General features: G+C 71.6%; 11 protein-coding genes. 3 read left to right on the top strand and 8 right to left on the bottom strand.

Translation table 11 applies throughout. From position 1 onward, the window contains the following. Positions 1-171 precede the first annotated feature (171 nt). The 3 genes from ACZ7CD_RS10915 (at position 172) to ACZ7CD_RS10905 (ending at position 6,200) form a co-directional block, all read left to right on the top strand. Entirely contained in the window at positions 172-2,157 is a 1,986-nt protein-coding gene (locus ACZ7CD_RS10915) for a tachylectin-related carbohydrate-binding protein (protein WP_470378813.1), read from the top strand. An 87-nt stretch (positions 2,158-2,244) separates the two neighbouring features. Further along, the gene (locus ACZ7CD_RS10910) at positions 2,245-4,203 is read left to right on the top strand and encodes a tachylectin-related carbohydrate-binding protein (RefSeq protein WP_458430687.1); all 1,959 of its coding nucleotides are present in this window, start codon (positions 2,245-2,247) and stop codon (positions 4,201-4,203) included. A gap of 35 nt (positions 4,204-4,238) precedes the next feature. Next, complete coding sequence (locus tag ACZ7CD_RS10905) at positions 4,239-6,200, top strand: tachylectin-related carbohydrate-binding protein (protein WP_470378812.1); 1,962 nt, start codon at positions 4,239-4,241, stop codon at positions 6,198-6,200. A gap of 49 nt (positions 6,201-6,249) precedes the next feature. Here ACZ7CD_RS10905 and truB read toward each other — a convergent pair whose 3' ends face one another. The 8 genes from truB to infB form a co-directional block, all read right to left on the bottom strand. Next, positions 6,250-7,137 carry a tRNA pseudouridine(55) synthase TruB gene (gene truB / locus ACZ7CD_RS10900; protein ID WP_360390715.1) on the bottom strand — a complete coding sequence of 296 codons (888 nt, stop codon included), beginning with the start codon at positions 7,135-7,137 and terminating at the stop codon, positions 6,250-6,252. Between the two features lie 11 nt (positions 7,138-7,148). Beyond that, entirely contained in the window at positions 7,149-8,483 is a 1,335-nt protein-coding gene (locus ACZ7CD_RS10895) for an MFS transporter (protein WP_360390718.1), read from the bottom strand. A gap of 116 nt (positions 8,484-8,599) precedes the next feature. Beyond that, positions 8,600-9,889 carry an MATE family efflux transporter gene (locus ACZ7CD_RS10890; RefSeq protein WP_458434332.1) on the bottom strand — a complete coding sequence of 430 codons (1,290 nt, stop codon included), beginning with the start codon at positions 9,887-9,889 and terminating at the stop codon, positions 8,600-8,602. A gap of 402 nt (positions 9,890-10,291) precedes the next feature. Further along, positions 10,292-11,425, bottom strand: a complete 1,134-nt coding sequence (locus ACZ7CD_RS10885) for an ROK family transcriptional regulator (protein WP_360390720.1) — start codon at positions 11,423-11,425, stop codon at positions 10,292-10,294. Next, positions 11,422-12,408, bottom strand: coding sequence for a DHH family phosphoesterase (locus ACZ7CD_RS10880; RefSeq protein WP_470378811.1), 987 nt, complete (start codon positions 12,406-12,408; stop codon positions 11,422-11,424). The genes ACZ7CD_RS10885 and ACZ7CD_RS10880 overlap by 4 nt, the downstream gene beginning before the upstream one ends. A 134-nt stretch (positions 12,409-12,542) precedes the next feature. Next, positions 12,543-12,992, bottom strand: a complete 450-nt coding sequence (gene rbfA / locus ACZ7CD_RS10875) for a 30S ribosome-binding factor RbfA (protein WP_360390725.1) — start codon at positions 12,990-12,992, stop codon at positions 12,543-12,545. 13 nt (positions 12,993-13,005) lie between these two features. Then, complete coding sequence (locus ACZ7CD_RS10870) at positions 13,006-13,302, bottom strand: DUF503 domain-containing protein (RefSeq protein WP_360390728.1); 297 nt, start codon at positions 13,300-13,302, stop codon at positions 13,006-13,008. Between the two features lie 72 nt (positions 13,303-13,374). Continuing rightward, entirely contained in the window at positions 13,375-16,557 is a 3,183-nt protein-coding gene (infB, locus tag ACZ7CD_RS10865) for a translation initiation factor IF-2 (protein WP_470378810.1), read from the bottom strand. Positions 16,558-16,582: the final 25 nt, after the last annotated feature.

The raw sequence follows: 16,582 nt of genomic DNA, 5'->3' as shown, positions 1-16,582 counted from the left end.
CGGCACCTCCCCAGGTCGGACACGACGCAGCGCACAGGATGCGTTCCGGCGCCGCGGAAAGCAAGCCCCTTGCGGTGGGCGGGGTGCGCGCCGCATGCTTCGTGCGCGGTGCACGGGCCAAGGGAGGGGCGCGGGCCATCGCCCAACTTCACACATGCCCTGGGGGGATCGATGCGACCTGAGCTGTCGCGAAGAAGAAGCACGTCCATCGCCGTCGCGCTGGCGGCGGTGCTCGGCACCGTCGTGGCACCGGGCACGTCCGTCGTCGCCCACGCGGCCGACGGCTACCTGAGGTGCAACTCCGAGGCGCTGATCTTCACCGTCTACCCGGACGGCAACCTGTGGCTCTACCCGCACCAGGAACCGGAAACCGGTGCCGCGCAGTGGAACCAGTGGAACCAGGTCGGCTCCGGCTGGGCGTCGCGGGCGTTCGGCGGCCCCGACCGCCGGGTCTACGACGTCAAGGAGAACGGGGAGCTCTGGCGCTTCCGGCTGGACCCGAACACCGGCTGGGAGGACGGCGGCAGCGGGCGCAAGATCGCCGACGACTGGCAGGACCACGCCGACGCGAACTTCAAGCACAGGGTCACGGTCGACCCGCTCGGCCACTTCTACGACGTGGACAAGGCAGGCAACCTGCACTGGCGCTCGTACGACGAGTCGGGCGGCGCCTGGGCCGCCACGGTCATCGACACCGGCTGGGAGCAGTACGACCTCATCACGGCCGCGGGCAACGGTGTGGTCTACGCCCGCAAGGCCGGTTCCGCCGGTGAGCTGTTCCGCTTCCGCTACCACGCGCCGTCGCAGCGCTGGCTCGAGTACGCGAAGCCGGTCGGCTTCGGCTGGCAGATGTTCAGCCGCGTCTTCTCCCCCGGCGGCGACGTGCTGTACGGCACGCGACCGGACACCGGCCAGCTGCTCTGGTACCGCTACGACGAGACGAACGGCACCTGGCAGGGCGACCCGGTCACCGGCTTCGGCCGGGAGGTCGGCAACGGCTGGCACGACGACCTGTCCGTGTTCGCGCTGACCGACAACTGCGTCCGCACCCCGGAGCCGAACCCGGACCGCCCGGTCGTGCCGCGGAACCGGCTGGCCGCCGCGGCGCTCACCAAGACGTCCAACGGCTACCTGCAGTACGCCTACGTCGCGAAGGACGGCATGCTCGTCCACGCCGAGGTGCGCAGCCTCTCCGGCGGCCCCAACGGCTTCGAGACGTTCCCCGGTGTCACGAACCTCACCGGTGTTCCGTCCATCGTGGACAACCAGGACCAGTCGCTGCGGATCGCGGCGCACACCGAGGACTCCGACGCCCGCGGCGCCTTCCAGGCCCAGCCGGGGGCCTCGTTCGGCGGTCTCGCCGACCTGGGCGGCCGGATGCAGTCGCCGCCGCAGCTCGTGCGCACCAACGGCCTCGTCTCGTACGTGGCCGTGGACAAGGACGGCTTCCTCTGGACGCGGTCGCAGAAGACCGCGAACGGCGACCTGCTCCCGTGGTCGCGGGTGAAGGGCCAGTCGTTCCAGACCGGCGAACCCCGCCCGACCGGTCAGCTCACCGTGCTGGCGGTCGACAACACGATCAAGGTCGTCGCGTTGCGCACCGACGGCACGTACGGCACCACGGCGCTGACGCCGACCACGGAAACCGTTGTGTGGCAGAACAACGGCGGCACGGGCAACACCGGCCCCGCCGCCGCGGTCGCGCTGGGCGACGACCTGCAGCTGTTCGCCCGCAGGACCGACGGCAAGGTCTACACCCACAGCTCCGCGGCCAACGGCACGTGGACGCCGATCCTCGGTGAGCTCTCGCCGGGCGTCACGGCGGCGGGCCCGCCCAGTGCTGTCCTGGCGCCCACCTCCGGCACGCTGGAGGTGGCCGTCCGCGGCACCGACGGCTTCACCTACCGCACCGGTCAGCAGGCCCACGCCTCGACCGCGTGGTGGCCGTGGCACGAGATCACCGCCTACGCCGACGAGACGGAGGTGGACCCGACGCTGTCGCTCGCCGAGAACACCTGGGTCATCGCCTACCGGACGCCGGCGGGCCTCCCGAAGCTGCGCTCCTTCGTCCCGGCGCCGTCGACGACGAGTGCCACGGCTCGGTCCGCGGCACCGACGGGCAACGGCTCGTTCGTGGACGTTCCGCTGAGCCGCTGACGAGGTCGTGCTCCAGCGCTGACCACCCGCCGGGAAGGCCGCCTTCCCGGCGCACCGCACTTCACCTTCCACCTCTGGGGAGATCCCATGCGACCACAGCTGTCGCGCAGAAGAACGCTGCCCGCGGTCATGGCCGTCCTCGCCGCGACGGGCGTCCTGACCGCCGCACCGGCGTTGACGGACGCGGTACGACCGGCCGTGGCCGCCGACGAGTTCACCTGCCAGCAGACGGCCCGCCTCTGGGCGGTGCGCGCCACCACCAAGCTGCACCTGCACGAGCACCACGCGCCGGCGACCGGTGCCGACGCGTGGAGCAACGGCTCGGAGGTGAGCTCGGGCTGGCCGGCGGCGAGCTGGGCGGGCCCGGACGGCCGCATGTACTACCTGAACGCGGCCGACGGCACGTTGCAGCGGCACCGCTGGCTCGGCACCGGCTCGCCGTCCTGGGAGAACGGCGGCACCAGCAAGCCCATCCGCGAAGGCATGGGCTACTACGCCGATCCCGCCGGCGCCAGGAAGCTCACGATCGACAGCACCGGCGCGTTCTACATGGTCGACGGCAACGGCGGGCTGTGGCGCCGCACCTACGACGAGGCCACCGGTGTCTGGGACGAGCTGGCGATCGACAGCGGCTGGGACCGGTACGACCTGATCTTCGCGGCCGGTGACGGCGTGCTGTGGGCCCGCCAGCCGAACGGCGCGATGTTCCGCTACCGCTTCCACGCCGGCTCGCAGCGCTGGCTCACGCCCGCGCCCGTCGCGATCCCCGGCATCCCGTGGGAGCAGTACCAGAACCTGACCTCGCCCGGCGCGGACGTCATCTACGGCATCCGCGACAACAAGGTCTACTGGTTCCGCTACTCCGAGACCGCCCACCACATCACCTCCGGCGTGCAGGCGGGCACGTGGTGGACCGACGGCGTCACCGCGCTCGCCGCGCCGGACGCGTGCACCCTCGTCACCGAACCGGGTCCGGCCCGCCCGAGCGTCCCGCCCACGGGGTACGCCAAGCCCGCGCTGCTCAAGACCTCCGACGGCCACCTCCAGTTCGCCTACGTCAACGGCAACAGCGACGTCGTCCACTCGGACATCGCCGACGTGCGGGTCGGGCCCCACCCGTTCAGCGCTCTCCCGGACACCGCCGTCGACTTCCGCGGCACGCCCGCGCTCGCCGAGAACACCGACGGCAGCACCAGGATCTGGGCCCGCGCCACCGACGCCGACGCGCGCGTCTTCGACCGGCAGGCGATCAACTCCTGGAAGGCGCCGGTCAACCACTTCGGCCGGATGCTCACCGCGCCGCAGGCCGTCCGCACCTCGGACGGCAAGGTCGGCTACGTCGCGCTCTCGGCCGACGGCCACGTCTGGGCGAAGCAGTACGGGTCGAACGGCACGCTGTACCCGTGGCGCAGGCTGACCGCGCAGCCGATCAGCGCGACCGGGCACGTCACCGCCGTCACGACGGGCACCTCCATCCACGTGGTCGCCCTGCGCACCGGCGGTGACTACTGCAAGCTCACGGTCACGCCCACCGCGGTCGGCGACTGGTCGTGCGGCGGCTCCGGCGGCACGGACGCGGCGGCCGTGGTCCCCTTGGCGGACAACACCCTCCAGCTGTACGCGCGGCGGGCCGACGGCAGGGTCTACACGACCCGCACCACCGCGAGCGACACCCTGACCGGCGCGTGGACCGCGGTGCCGGTCGACCTGCCGGGGGGCGCTCTGGTGGTGGGCGACCCCGCTGCGCTGAGAGCACCCGACGGCACCGTCCAGCTGTCCGTGCGCGGCAGCGACGGCTGGATCTACCGCACCGGTCAGCAGGCCCCCGCCAGCACGGCGTGGTGGCCGTGGACGGAGATCACGAACTACTCCGACGAGGCAGGTTCCGACCCGGCCATGTCGCTCGCCAACGACACCTGGCTGATCGCGTTCCGCACCCCCGACGGCGTGCCGAAGATGCAGTTCTGGGTGCCGAGCACGACCGCGGCGCGCACGGGCGGCGCTCCTGTCGCCGACCAGGGCTCGTTCACGTCCGCCGGCGACTGACACGCCGCTCTTCTGCTCAGAAAGGCTTGAACCGCATGAACTTCCGAAGATTCGCCCTGCCCGCGGCCGTCGCCACCGCGCTGGCGGTGGTCCCCGCCGCGGTCACCGCTCCCACTGCCGCCGCGGTGGACTCGTTCACGTGCAAGACGACCGCGCCGATCTTCGAAGCGCGGACGGGTAGCGGGTTGCACATCCACTACCACGAGGAGCCGGAGACCGGTCAGAACGTCTGGGGCAACAACGCCGGCATCGGCAACGGGTGGCCCGCCTCGACGTACGCCGGGCCCGGCGGCAAGGTGTACTACATCAACTCGGCCGGCGAGGTGCACCAGCAGATCTGGCTGGGCACCGGCTGGGACAAGAACGGCGAGTCGACGAAGATCGACACGTCGGACAGCTGGAAGATCTACAACACGGACCCGGCCTACCGGCAGCGCCTGACCATCGACGCGCGCGGCGACTTCTACTACGTCGACGCCGCCGGAGCGCTGCGGATGAAGCGGTACAACCAGACCTCGAACAGCTGGGCCGAGTGGTACCTCGACGGCGGGTGGAACCAGTACGACGCGATCGTCGCCGCCGGCGAGGGCGTGCTGTGGGCCCGCACCCCGGCCGGTGACGTGTACCGGTTCCGCTACCACGCCCCGTCCCAGCGGTGGGTGTCGCGCAGCGGCAAGCTTGCTACGGGGTGGAACGCGCACAGCACGCTGTTCTCCCCCGGCGGCGACATCGTCTACGGCATCCACGCCCAGTACCGGACCGTGTGGTGGTACCGGTGGATCGACTCCGAGCAGCGCTTCGCCACGGGCAGCGGTGCCCAGCCCGCCGGCACGAACTGGGCGGCGGACAGCGCGACGACGACGGCGGCACCGGACACCTGCGCGGTGACCGGTGTGACGAACCCGGCGATCCCCGCGGCCGCGTCCGAGCCGACGGCCAAGCCGTCGTTGCTGAGGTCCACCACCACGGGCAACCTCCACTACAGCTACGTCGACAACGCGAAGTCGTTGGTGCACGGGGAGATCACCGACCTGTCGGGGACGACCCCCAACGGGTTCGAGACGCGCACCGGCTACTCGTCCTTCACCGGTGCGCTGACGACGGGTGAGAACGAGAACGGCATGATCCGCGTCTACGGGCCGGGTACCGACTCGAACGTGCACGGCTTCCTGCGCAACTCGCCCGGTGTGTGGAACCCGCACGCCGACTTCGGCGGGTACATGGTCAGCGCCCCGCAGTTCGTGCGGACCGCGAACAAGATCCAGACGATGGTGGCGATCGACTCCTCCGGTGCGCTCTGGCTGCGCCAGCAGCGCGTGCTCAACGGCGGTTTCCCGTCGTGGCGCAGGCCGGGTGGCGCGGCACCGGTGGCACCGGGCAGCAAGGACTTCACCGCGTACGCGCAGGGCGACACGATCGTGCTGGTCGTCCGCAACGCCGACGGCCGCCAGTGCAAGGCGGGCATCACCGACCTGGTGCAGACGGCGTGGCAGTGCACCACCACCAACGGGTTCACCAGCGCGGCCGCGGTCGTCGCCCTGCCCAACAACGTCGTGCAGATGTTCGCGCGCAAGTCGGACGGCACCGTCCACACCGTCCAGACGACGTCGAGCGGCACGATCCCGGACACCTGGACCGCGGTGCCCGGCTCGTTGCCCAGCGGCGTGACGGCGGTCGGCGCTCCGTCCGCGCTCTTGGCGCCGCAGGGGACGGTGCAGCTCGCGGTGCGCGGTGACGACGGGTTCGTCTACCGCACCGGGCAGGTCGCGTCGGCGAGCACGGCGTGGCACCCGTGGACCGAGGTCACGAACTACGCCGACGAGACCGTGGTCGACCCGGCCGTGTCGCCGGCCGGTGACACCTGGGTCATCGCGTTCCGGACCCCCGGCGGTGTGCCGAAGCTGCTGCGCTGGGTGGCGGCTTCCTCGGCGGCGGCCAGGTCCGCCACGGCGACCGACGGCGCCGGCGAGTTCGTGGACGTGCCGTTGCAGGGCTGAGGAAGTGGTGCGGCGCAGGCCTTGCGGGGGCTGCGCCGCACCTCCGGGGTCATCCGGCCGGGCTGAGCACCACCACGGGCTTGGCCTGGCCGTCCTCGTCCTTGGCCAGCGCGATCACGTGGCCGTCGGGTCCGAACACGCCGTAGGTGCCGTCGAACCCGCCGGCGCTCAGGCGCTGGCCGTGGGACAGCGCCGCGGCCTCCAGCGGGTCGATCTCGCGGCGCGGGAACGCCGTGCCGACCGCCGCGTCGAGGTCGAGCGACAGGCCGGGGGTCTCCTCCAGCTGCTGCAGCGTGCGGGCCACGCGCAGGTCGAACGGGCCGACCCTGGTGCGGCGCAGCGCGCCGAGGTGGCCGCCGACGCCCAGTGCGGCGCCGAGGTCGCGGGCCAGGGCGCGGACGTAGGTGCCCGACGAGCACTCGACCATGACGTCGAGCAGCACCTTCTCGTCCTCGCGGCGGCTGAACAGCACGTCGAAGCGGTGCACGGTGACCGGGCGGGCGGGGATGTCGACCTGCTCACCGGCGCGGACCCGTGCGTAGGCGCGCTTGCCGTCGATCTTCACCGCGCTGACCGCGGACGGGACCTGCTGGATGGGGCCGGTGAGCTTCGCGATCTCGGCCGTGATCGCGGCGTCCTCGACGTGGCTCGCGTCCGCGGTGGACAGCACCTCGCCCTCGGCGTCGTCGGTCGTGGTGGCCGCGCCGAGCACGATCGTGGCGAGGTAGGCCTTGCTGTCGAGCGCGAGGTGGCCGAGCAGCTTCGTCGCGCGTTCGATGCCGAGCACGAGGACACCGGTCGCCATCGGGTCGAGCGTGCCGGCGTGCCCGACCTTGCGGGTGCCGAGGATCCTGCGCACCCGTGCCACCACGTCGTGCGAGGTCATGCCGTCCGGCTTGTCGACGACGACCAGGCCAGGTGCAACAGAACTTTTCACGGCCGCTGATCCTAAGCGACGCGCAGAGCGTCCCAACGCCGACGCCGCAACTGCACCGGCACCGTCTCGCCGCGCGCCTCCGCCGCGAACACCGCGGCCCGTGCGCGCCGCCACCAGACCAGCATCCGCCAAGCGCCCAACGCGAGCACCACGACGAGGAAGCCGAACGCGACGCGGAAGGCGTTCTGCGGGCTCAGCACGTTCTCGAGCAGGTCCAGCAGGACACCGACGCCGAGCGCCGCCACCGTGACGGCGAGGAAGCCGCCGACGTTGACCAGGCCGCTGGCCGTGGACTGCCGGTGCGACGGGTTGTAGTCACGCGCCAACGCGAACGCCACGCCCGAGATGGGTCCACCGATCGTGAGCACGAGGAACACGACCGCGATGACCGGCGACGGCACGTGACCGCCCGGCCACAACAAGAGCACGCCCCACCCGATGAACGCGAACGCCAGGAACCAGCCCGCGATCGGCATGCGCCACTCGGGGTTGCGCGAGAACAACGCGCCGATGATCGGACTCGTGACGATCGCGCCGATGACCAGCAGTCCGAGCGTGGACGACGCCGCCTTCGGTGACATGCCCTGCGCCTGCACGAGGTACGGGAAGCCCCACAGCAGGCCGAGCACAGCGGGCGTGGACATGGTGCTGAAGTGCGCCCAGAACCCGAGCCGGGTGCCCGGGACGCTCCACGCCTGCCGGACCTTCGGCCAGATCCTGCGGAACGGCACGACCTCCGGCTTCGGCGTGACGGTTCCCGGCGGCACGTCGCGGACCTTCAGGAACGCCACCGACGCGTACAGAGCGGTCGCGCCGCCCGCGATGAGGAACGCCCACGTCCAGCCGATGCTGCCGAGCATGAGCGTGAGGGGCACCGTCGCGACGAGGTTCCCCACGCCCCCAAGCGCGGCCGTGATCGCGACGACCAACGAGTACTTCCGTGGTGAGAAGTGCGCCGCGACGAGCCGGATCACGCTGATGAACGTCATCGCGTCACCCATGCCCAGCACCGCGCGCGCGACAAGCCCGAGGGGATATGACTCGGCTATCGCGAAGAGGAGCTGCCCCGTGCCCATGAGCAACGCGGCGGCGGTGAGGACCTTCCTCGGCCCGTAGCGGTCCACGAGCAGACCGGTGGGAATCTGCATGAGGGCGTACACCCCCACCTGCAGCACGGTGAACACACCGAGCTGCGCGGGCCCGAGCCCGAAGCGCTCACTCGCTTCCAGCCCGGCCACGCCGAGCGTGCTGCGGTGGAAGACGGCGGCGAAGTAGACGAGTACGGCGGTGGTCCAGATCAGCCACGCGGCACGAGCAGCATCTCGATCTTGGCGGACGACCGGCAAGGCGACACTCTCCCCAGGTCGGAGACGGGCAGACATTAGTTACATCGCCTAAACAACCTTCTTGGTAACGATTCCATGCCGTGAACTCGGCCACAGCCCACCCTGCGGGACAGCCGTCACCGAACGGCGCCCTCGACCGCCCACTCCCCGGTCCGCGTCCGCCACACCACCGCGACCAGCCGCAGGACCATGAACGCCGACAACCCGGTCCAGATCCCGGCGAGTCCCCACTCGAACGCGTACGAGGCCCACACCAGCGGCAGGAACCCGACCACCGCCGACCCGAGCGTCGCTGTCCGCATGAACTTCACGTCCCCCGCCCCGAGCAACACCCCGTCGAGCGCGAACACCACGCCCGCGATCGGTTGCAGCGCAACGAAGAACCACCACGCGTTCGGCACCTCCGCGAGCACCCCGGCGTCCGAGGTGAACGCCCTCGGCAACACCGACGCCACCGCGGCGAACACCAGCCCGAGCCCGATCCCGAACACCAGCCCGTACCGCGTCACCTGCCAGGCGAGCCGCTCAGCCCGCCGGCGCCGCGACGCCCCCAGCGCCGCCCCGACAAGCGACTGCGCCGCAATCGCCAACGAGTCCAGCACCAACGCCAGGAACGTCCACAGCTGCAACACGACCTGATGCGCTCCCACAGCCGCAATAGACGTCCGCGCCGCAACTGACGCCGCACTGATGAAGCACGCCTGGAACGCCAAACTCCGCAGCACCAAATCGCGCCCCATGCCGAGCTGCGCGCGCATAGCCGCCCAATGCGGCCGCAACGGCACCCGCTCCGCAACCAACGCCTTGAAGAACAACCCCGCCGACAACACCTGCGCGACGACGTTGGCGATCGCCGACCCCTCCAGCCCCCACCCCGCGCCGTACACGAGCGCAGGGCAGAGCACGGCACTGATCCCGTTGCCGATCAAGATGTACCGCAACGGCCGCCGCGTGTCCTGCACCCCGCGCATCCACCCGTTGCCCGCCATCGTGACCAAGATGAACGGCGCCCCGAACAACGCGATCCGCACCCACTCGACCGCCGCATCCGCAACCGCCCCACCTCCGGCGAGCACCTCCGCCAACGGCCGCGCGAACACCTGCCCCAGCAACACCACGAGCACACCCGCGGCCAACGCCAGCCACGTCGCCTGCACCCCTTCGGCAACGGCATCCCCCCGCCGCCCCGCACCGTGCAACCGCGCCGTGCGCGCAGTCGTGCCGTACGACAGGAACGTCAGCTGCGTCGACACCTGCGTCAGCAGCACACCCCCCAGGGCGAGGCCGGCCAACGGCAACGCACCCAGGTGGCCCACCACGGCGGTGTCGACGAGGACGTACAGCGGTTCCGCGGCCAGGACGCCCAGTGCGGGCACGGCCAGGCCGATGACGCGACGGGCGGGCACGTGGTCGCCGTCGTCGTCGTTGTCGGTGCCGGTGGCGTGGTCGGCACCGGCTGGCGCGCCGGCGCGAACGGCATCCACCCCCGCACCCGCGGCGCCTGCTCCATCCACGGTCCCTGCCGAGGCCGCAGCATCCCGGCCCGCATCACTCCGGCCCGCAGCGCCCCGGTCCACGTCCGAGCCCTGCCCACCGACCCCTAGCCCCTGTTCCTCCACACACCGAACCTAGGCGCTCAAGCCGCACGACCGAACTACTTAGCGATGGAAAGCACTCCCGCCCCACCTCGTTCCCGCACCCCCGCGCGCTTCCTCCCCAGCGAGGGAGCCGAGCGACGAGATCCGGACATCCACCAGCCCACATCCACCCGTTCGAGTGAAGGAGCAGGGATGGGAGCAGGAACCCGCTCAGGCCCGCTGCGGCAGCCCGAACACCTGCTCCCGCGCCACGGCCAGCGCCGAGTGCAGGGCCCCGGACCGGACCGGGTTCGCGGTGATCTGGGCGAGCTGCACCGAGGTGCGGGGGACGACCAGCTTCAGCAGTTCCTCCGACACCAGCTCGCACAGGGTCTCGCCGCCGGCCTGCGCGACTCCGCCGGACAGCAGCACCAGTTCCGGGTCGAGCACGCACACCACGTTCGCCAACCCGTGAGCGATCCTACGGGCGAGGTCCGACAAGAACTCGCGGCCGGAAGCGCCGGCCTCCAACGCGGCGGAAACGGCCTCCACGCCGGAGGTGGCGGTGATGCCGTGCGAGGCGGCGAGGGCCACGATCGCCTCGTTGTCCACCTGGTCGCCGTAGCGGCCGCCGGGGATCTGCATCGAGTCGACCTCGCCGGCGCCGCCGGTCACGCCGCGCAGCAGGGTGCCGTTGACGACGATGGCCGAGCCGATCTCGTCGGCGGGCCAGAAGAGGACGAAGTTGCGGACGCCGACGGCCTTGCCGGTGCTCATCTCCTCCAGGGCGGCGAGGTTGATGTCGTTCTCGATCGACACCGAGGTGCCCAGCAGGGTGCGCAGGGTCGAGGGGAGGTCCACCTCGACGAGGCCGGGGAGGTGCGGGGCGAAGCCGAGGAAGCCGGTGGCCGGGTCGACGGCGCCGGGGGTGCCGACGACGACGTGGGACAGGGCGTCCAGGCGCAGGCCGGCGAGAGCGGCGGCCTTCTGGACCGCGGTGCGGAAGGCCTGGAGGGTGTCGGTGGCGGGCATCGGGGTGCTGTGCTCGGCGAGCAGGGTGCCGGTGATGTCGGCGATCACCACGTCGATCAGCTCGGGCGTCAGCGCCACGGCGGCCACGTGGCCGACGGCGCCGTTCACGGCCCACATCTGGGCGCGCGGGCCGCGGCCGCCGCCGCGCAGGCCGGTGCGGACGACCATGCCGTCCTCTTCGAGGCGTGCGAGGAGCTGCGCGGTCGCCGGTTTGGAGAGGCCGATGACCTCCTCCAGCTCGGCGCGGGTCATGGCGCCGCTGCGCAGCAACGTCTCGATGGCCGCGCGGTCGTTGATCTCCCGCAGCAGGCGCGGGCTTCCGGTTCTCGTCATGACTCCACCCGCTCCAACGCGCCCTTGAGCGCGGCGACGACCTCCGCCGGTGCGCCCTCGAACGTGAACCCGGCGGCCAGGCGGTGGCCGCCGCCACCGAGCACCTGGGCCACCTCGCGCACGTCCACCCGGCTCACCGCGCGCAACGACACCGACCAGCGGCCGGGGCGCAGTTCCTTCAGCACAGCGGCGACCTCGGCCTCGGAGGTCGAGCGCACCACGTCGATCACGCTCTCCACCTCCTCGCTGCGAACGCCCTGCGCGTCGTCCAGCCCGACGACCGCGTGCACCAACCCGAGACCGCCCGCCGCGGCCGGGTCCAGCTCGGCGCGGGCGAGCACGCGCGACAGCATGCCCAGGTACGCGAACGGGTGGGCGTCCATCAACGGCCGCGTCACCCGGTAGGCGTCCACTCCGGTCTCCAGCAGCCGCGCGGCCGTCCGGTGCGCGGCGGGCCCGGCGTTGCGGAAGCCACCGGTGTCGGTCACGAGGCCCGCGTAGATGCAGCGCGCGATCGGCTCGTCGAGCTCGACGTCCATCTCGTCGAGGAGCTTCAACGCGATCAGCACCGTCGCCTCCGCGTGTTCGTCGACGCAGTGAACGGTGCCGTAGCGCGTGTTCGACACGTGGTGGTCGACGACGATCACGGGTCCGCGGGCGCCGGCGACGCGATCTGCCAAGGGCCCCAACCGCTGCAGGCTCGCGGTGTCCAGGACGACCAGCAGCTCGGGGTGGGCGGGCACCTCGTCGCGGTGCACCAGCAGTCCGGCGGTGTCCAACGCCCGCAACGACTCCGGCACGACCTCGGGGTCACCGAACGCCACCCGCACCCGCGCACCGCGCCGGTGCAATGCCAGACCGACCGCCAGCGCGCTGCCCAGCGTGTCCGCGTCGGGGTTGATGTGCGCCAGCAGGGTCACGTCACGGGCATCTGCCAACAACCGTGCGGCCTCGGCGATGGTGGTGCTCAGGTCGTCTGCCACAGGGAGACGTTAACCGCTCGTGGTCCGGCTGTGTGACAAGGCACCCATTCCTGTGCGGCTTTCCGGCGACGGAGCTGGCAGGAGCGGTGCGAAGTGGACGGTCCCCGGCGTGTGCCGGAGACCGTCCCGATTCGTCAGTCCTCGTCCTCGTCGGCCCGCGGCGCCTTGTACGGGTCGGCCTCACCGGCGGGTGAGGCACCCGCGGCGAGACGGGCGACCTCGGCGTCGGCGGCCTGTGCCTGGGCGAGCAGCTCGTCCATCTTCCGCGCCGTGTCGGGCACGGTGTCGGTCATGAACGTCAGCGTCGGCGTGAACCGGACGCCCGTCTGCTGCCCGACCATGGAGCGCAGCACGCCCTTGGCCTTCTCCAGTGCCGCGGCGGCACCGGCGTAGTCGGGCTCGGAGTCGAGACGCTCGCCCAGGACCGTGTAGTAGACGGTCGCGTCGTGCAGGTCGCCGGTCACCTTCGTGTCGGTGATGGTGACGCGGGCCAGGCGCGGGTCCTTGACCTCGTGCTCCAGCGCGGAGGCGACGATCTGCGAGATCCGCTTGGCGAGCTTGCGGGCACGTGCCGTGTCGGCCACGAGCCTCCCCTTCCTAGTCGTCCTCCGGCCCCACGAGTCGTGTGCGGGCGGAGAGCAATTCCAGTTCGGGACGTCCGGCGACGAGCCTTTCACAGCTGTCGAGCACGTCCCTGACGTGCGCAGCGTCGGCAGCAACCACTGCTACGCCGATCAAAGCGCGTCGGTGCAGGTCTTGATGGCCGGCCTCTGCGGCCGCCACCTCGAAGCGCTTGCGCAGCTCCGCCACGACCGGGCGGACCAGCGAGCGCTTCTCCTTCAACGAGTGGACGTCGCCCAGGAGCACGTCCAGTTCCAAAGCCCCCACGTACATGGGCAAGATCCTCCAGAAGAAAGGGGTGCGGAGCCACTGGTTAAAGCGGCTCCGCACCCCCTCATCGGCCGACTAGGCGCGCGGCTTCTCGCGCATCTCGAAGGTCTCGATGATGTCTTCCAGCTTGAGGTCGCTGTAGTTGCCGAGCGTGAGACCACACTCGAAACCTTCGCGGACCTCGGTGGCGTCGTCCTTGAACCGCTTGAGCGAGCTGATCGGGAGGTTCTCCGCGATCACCTTGCCGTCACGGAGCAGGCGAGCACGCGCGTTGCGGCGGATCTCGCCCGACAGGACCATGCAACCCGCGATCGTGCCGACCTTGGAGGACTTGAAGACGTCGCGGATCTCGGCGCGGCCGAGCTGGACCTCTTCGTACTCCGGCTTGAGGAGACCCTTGAGGGCCGCCTCGATCTCGTCGATCGCCTGGTAGATGACCGTGTAGTACCGGACGTCCACGCCTTCGCGGTTCGCGAGCTCGGTCGCCTTGCCCTCGGCCCGGACGTTGAAGCCCAGGACGATGGCGGAACCGGCCACGGCGAGGTTGATGTCGCCTTCGGTGATGCCACCGACACCGCGGTGGATCACGCGCAGCTCGACGTCGTCGCCGACCTCGATCTTCATGAGCGCGTCCTCGAGGGCCTCGACGGTACCCGAGTTGTCACCCTTGATGATCAAGGTGAGAGCGCTGGTTTCCTTGAGCGCGGCGTCCAGGTCCTCCAGGCTGACGCGCTTGCGCTTCGCCGCGTTGGCGGCGTTGCGGGTGCGTGCCTGGCGGCGCTCGGCGATCTGCCGTGCGACCCGGTCTTCCTCCACCACGAGGAACGTGTCGCCGGCGCGGGGCACCGACGTCAGACCGATGACCTGCACCGGACGCGACGGGGTCGCGACGGTGACGTCGTCGCCGTGCTCGTCGACCATGCGGCGGACGCGACCGTACGCGTCACCCGCGACGATCGAGGAGCCGACGCGCAGCGAACCGCGCTGCACGAGCACCGTGGCGACCGGACCGCGACCGCGGTCGAGGTGCGCCTCGATCGCGACACCCTGGGCCTCCATGTCCGGGTTGGCCCGGAGGTCCAGCGAAGCGTCGGCGGTCAACAGGATGGCCTCGAGGAGGCTGTCGATGTTGATGCCCTGCTTCGCGGAGATGTCGACGAACATCGTGTCGCCGCCGTACTCCTCGGCGACCAGTCCGTACTCGGTGAGCTGCTGGCGGATCTTGGAGGGGTTCGCACCCTCCTTGTCGATCTTGTTGACCGCGACCACGATCGGCGCCTGAGCGGCCTGCGCGTGGTTGATCGCCTCCACGGTCTGCGGCATCACGCCGTCGTCAGCGGCGACGACGATGACCGCGATGTCGGTCGCGTTCGCACCACGGGCACGCATGGCGGTGAACGCCTCGTGGCCCGGGGTGTCGATGAAGGTGATGAGCCGCGGGTTGCCCTCGAGCTCGGTCTGCACCTGGTACGCGCCGATGTGCTGGGTGATGCCACCGGCCTCGCCCTCGTGCACCTTCGCCTTGCGGATGGTGTCGAGCAGGCGGGTCTTGCCGTGGTCGACGTGACCCATGACGGTCACGACCGGCGGGCGGACCTGCAGGTCGTCCTCGTCACCGGCGTCCTCGCCGTAGGTGATGTCGAACGTCTCGAGCAGCTCGCGGTCCTCCTCCTCGGGGGACACGACCTGCACGACGTAGTTCATCTCGGAGCCGAGCAGCTCCAGGATCTCGTCGGACACCGACTGGGTCGCCGTGACCATCTCGCCCAGGTGGAAGAGCACCTGCACGAGCGACGCCGGGTTGGCGTTGATCTTGTCGGCGAAGTCGGTCAGCGAGGCACCGCGCGGCAGGCGGATCGTCTCGCCGCTGCCCTTGGGCAGGCGGACGCCACCGACCGAAGGCGCCTGCATGTTGTCCATGTACTCCTGGCGCTTCTGCCGCTTGGACTTGCGTCCACGGCGCGCCGGACCACCCGGACGACCGAAGGCACCAGCGGTTCCACCGCGACCGGCACCGCCACCGCCGCCGGGACGACCGCGGAAACCGCCGCCACCAGCGGGCGCGCCGCCGCCGCCACCTGCACCGCCGGGACGGAAACCGCCGCCGCCGCCACCGCCACCGGGACGGAAGCCACCGCCGCCGCCACCGCCGCCACCGGGACGGAAGCCACCGCCACCGCCACCGCCGCCACCGCCGCGGAAGCCGCCACCGCCGCCGCCCCCACCGGGACGACCGCCGCCACCGCCACCGCCACCGGGACGGCCACCGCCGCCACCAGGACCAGGACGGTTACCGGCCGGACGGTTGCCCGGCATCATGCCGGGGTTCGGCCGCGGGGGCATGTTGCCCGGGTTGGGACGGGGACCGCCCTGACCCGGCGCCGGGCGAGGACCGCCCTGACCGGGGCCGGGACGACCGCCACCCTGTGCGGCCGCGGGACGCGGACCACCCTGACCGGGCGCACCGCTCGGACGGGGGTTCGCCGGACGCGGGTCACCGGGCTTCGGACCACCGGCGGGGCGGTCGCCGCCCTGCTCGGGCCGAGGGCCGGGACGGGGTCCAGGACGCGGCGAGGGAGCGTTGCCGCCACCGACGCCGAAGGGGTTGTTGCCCGGACGCGGGGCGCGCGGGCCGGCAGGCTTGGGAGACTGCGGGCGCGGCGGGACCACGGACGGGGCCTGCCCACCAGCCGACGCGGCCGGGGCCTGCGGCTGCTGCTGGGGCTGTTGCTGCTGCTGGGTCTGCTGCGGAGCCGGGCGGGGGCCCGGACGCGGGCCACCCGGCTTGGAGCCGGGAGCCGGGGCAGCCTTGGGGGCGGCCGGAGCCGACGCGGCGGGTGCCGGTGCGGCGGCCGGGGCCTGGGGCTGCGCGGGCGCGGCGGGAGCCGGGGCCTGCGCGGCAGGAGCTGCCGGAGCGGGCTTGGGCGCCGCCGGGCGCGGTGCCGCCGGACGCGGGCCGGGCATGGCCTTCGGCGCGGCGGGCTTGGTGTCGGACGCTGCCGGCCTGGACTCCGCCGGTGCGGCGGGCGCTGCGGCAGCAGCGGGTGCGGGTGCCTTCGGCTTCGGAGCGGACGGCTTGGGAGCCGGCTTCGAGGACTTGGCTTCGTAGGCGTCGCGAAGTCGCCGGGCCACGGGGGCCTCGACGGTCGACGACGCGGACTTCACGTACTCGCCCTGTTCGGCGAGCTTGTTGAGAACTTCCTTGCTCGTAACACCGAGCTCTTTCGCGAGCTCATGCACGCGGGCCTTGCCTGCCACTGCTCTCCTAGGTCGTGAGGCCGGC

It is taken from the genome of Lentzea sp. NPDC036949, assembly GCF_055608075.1.
The sequence above is the reverse complement of the archived record's forward strand: the minus strand, read 5'-3'. Positions and strand labels throughout refer to the sequence as shown.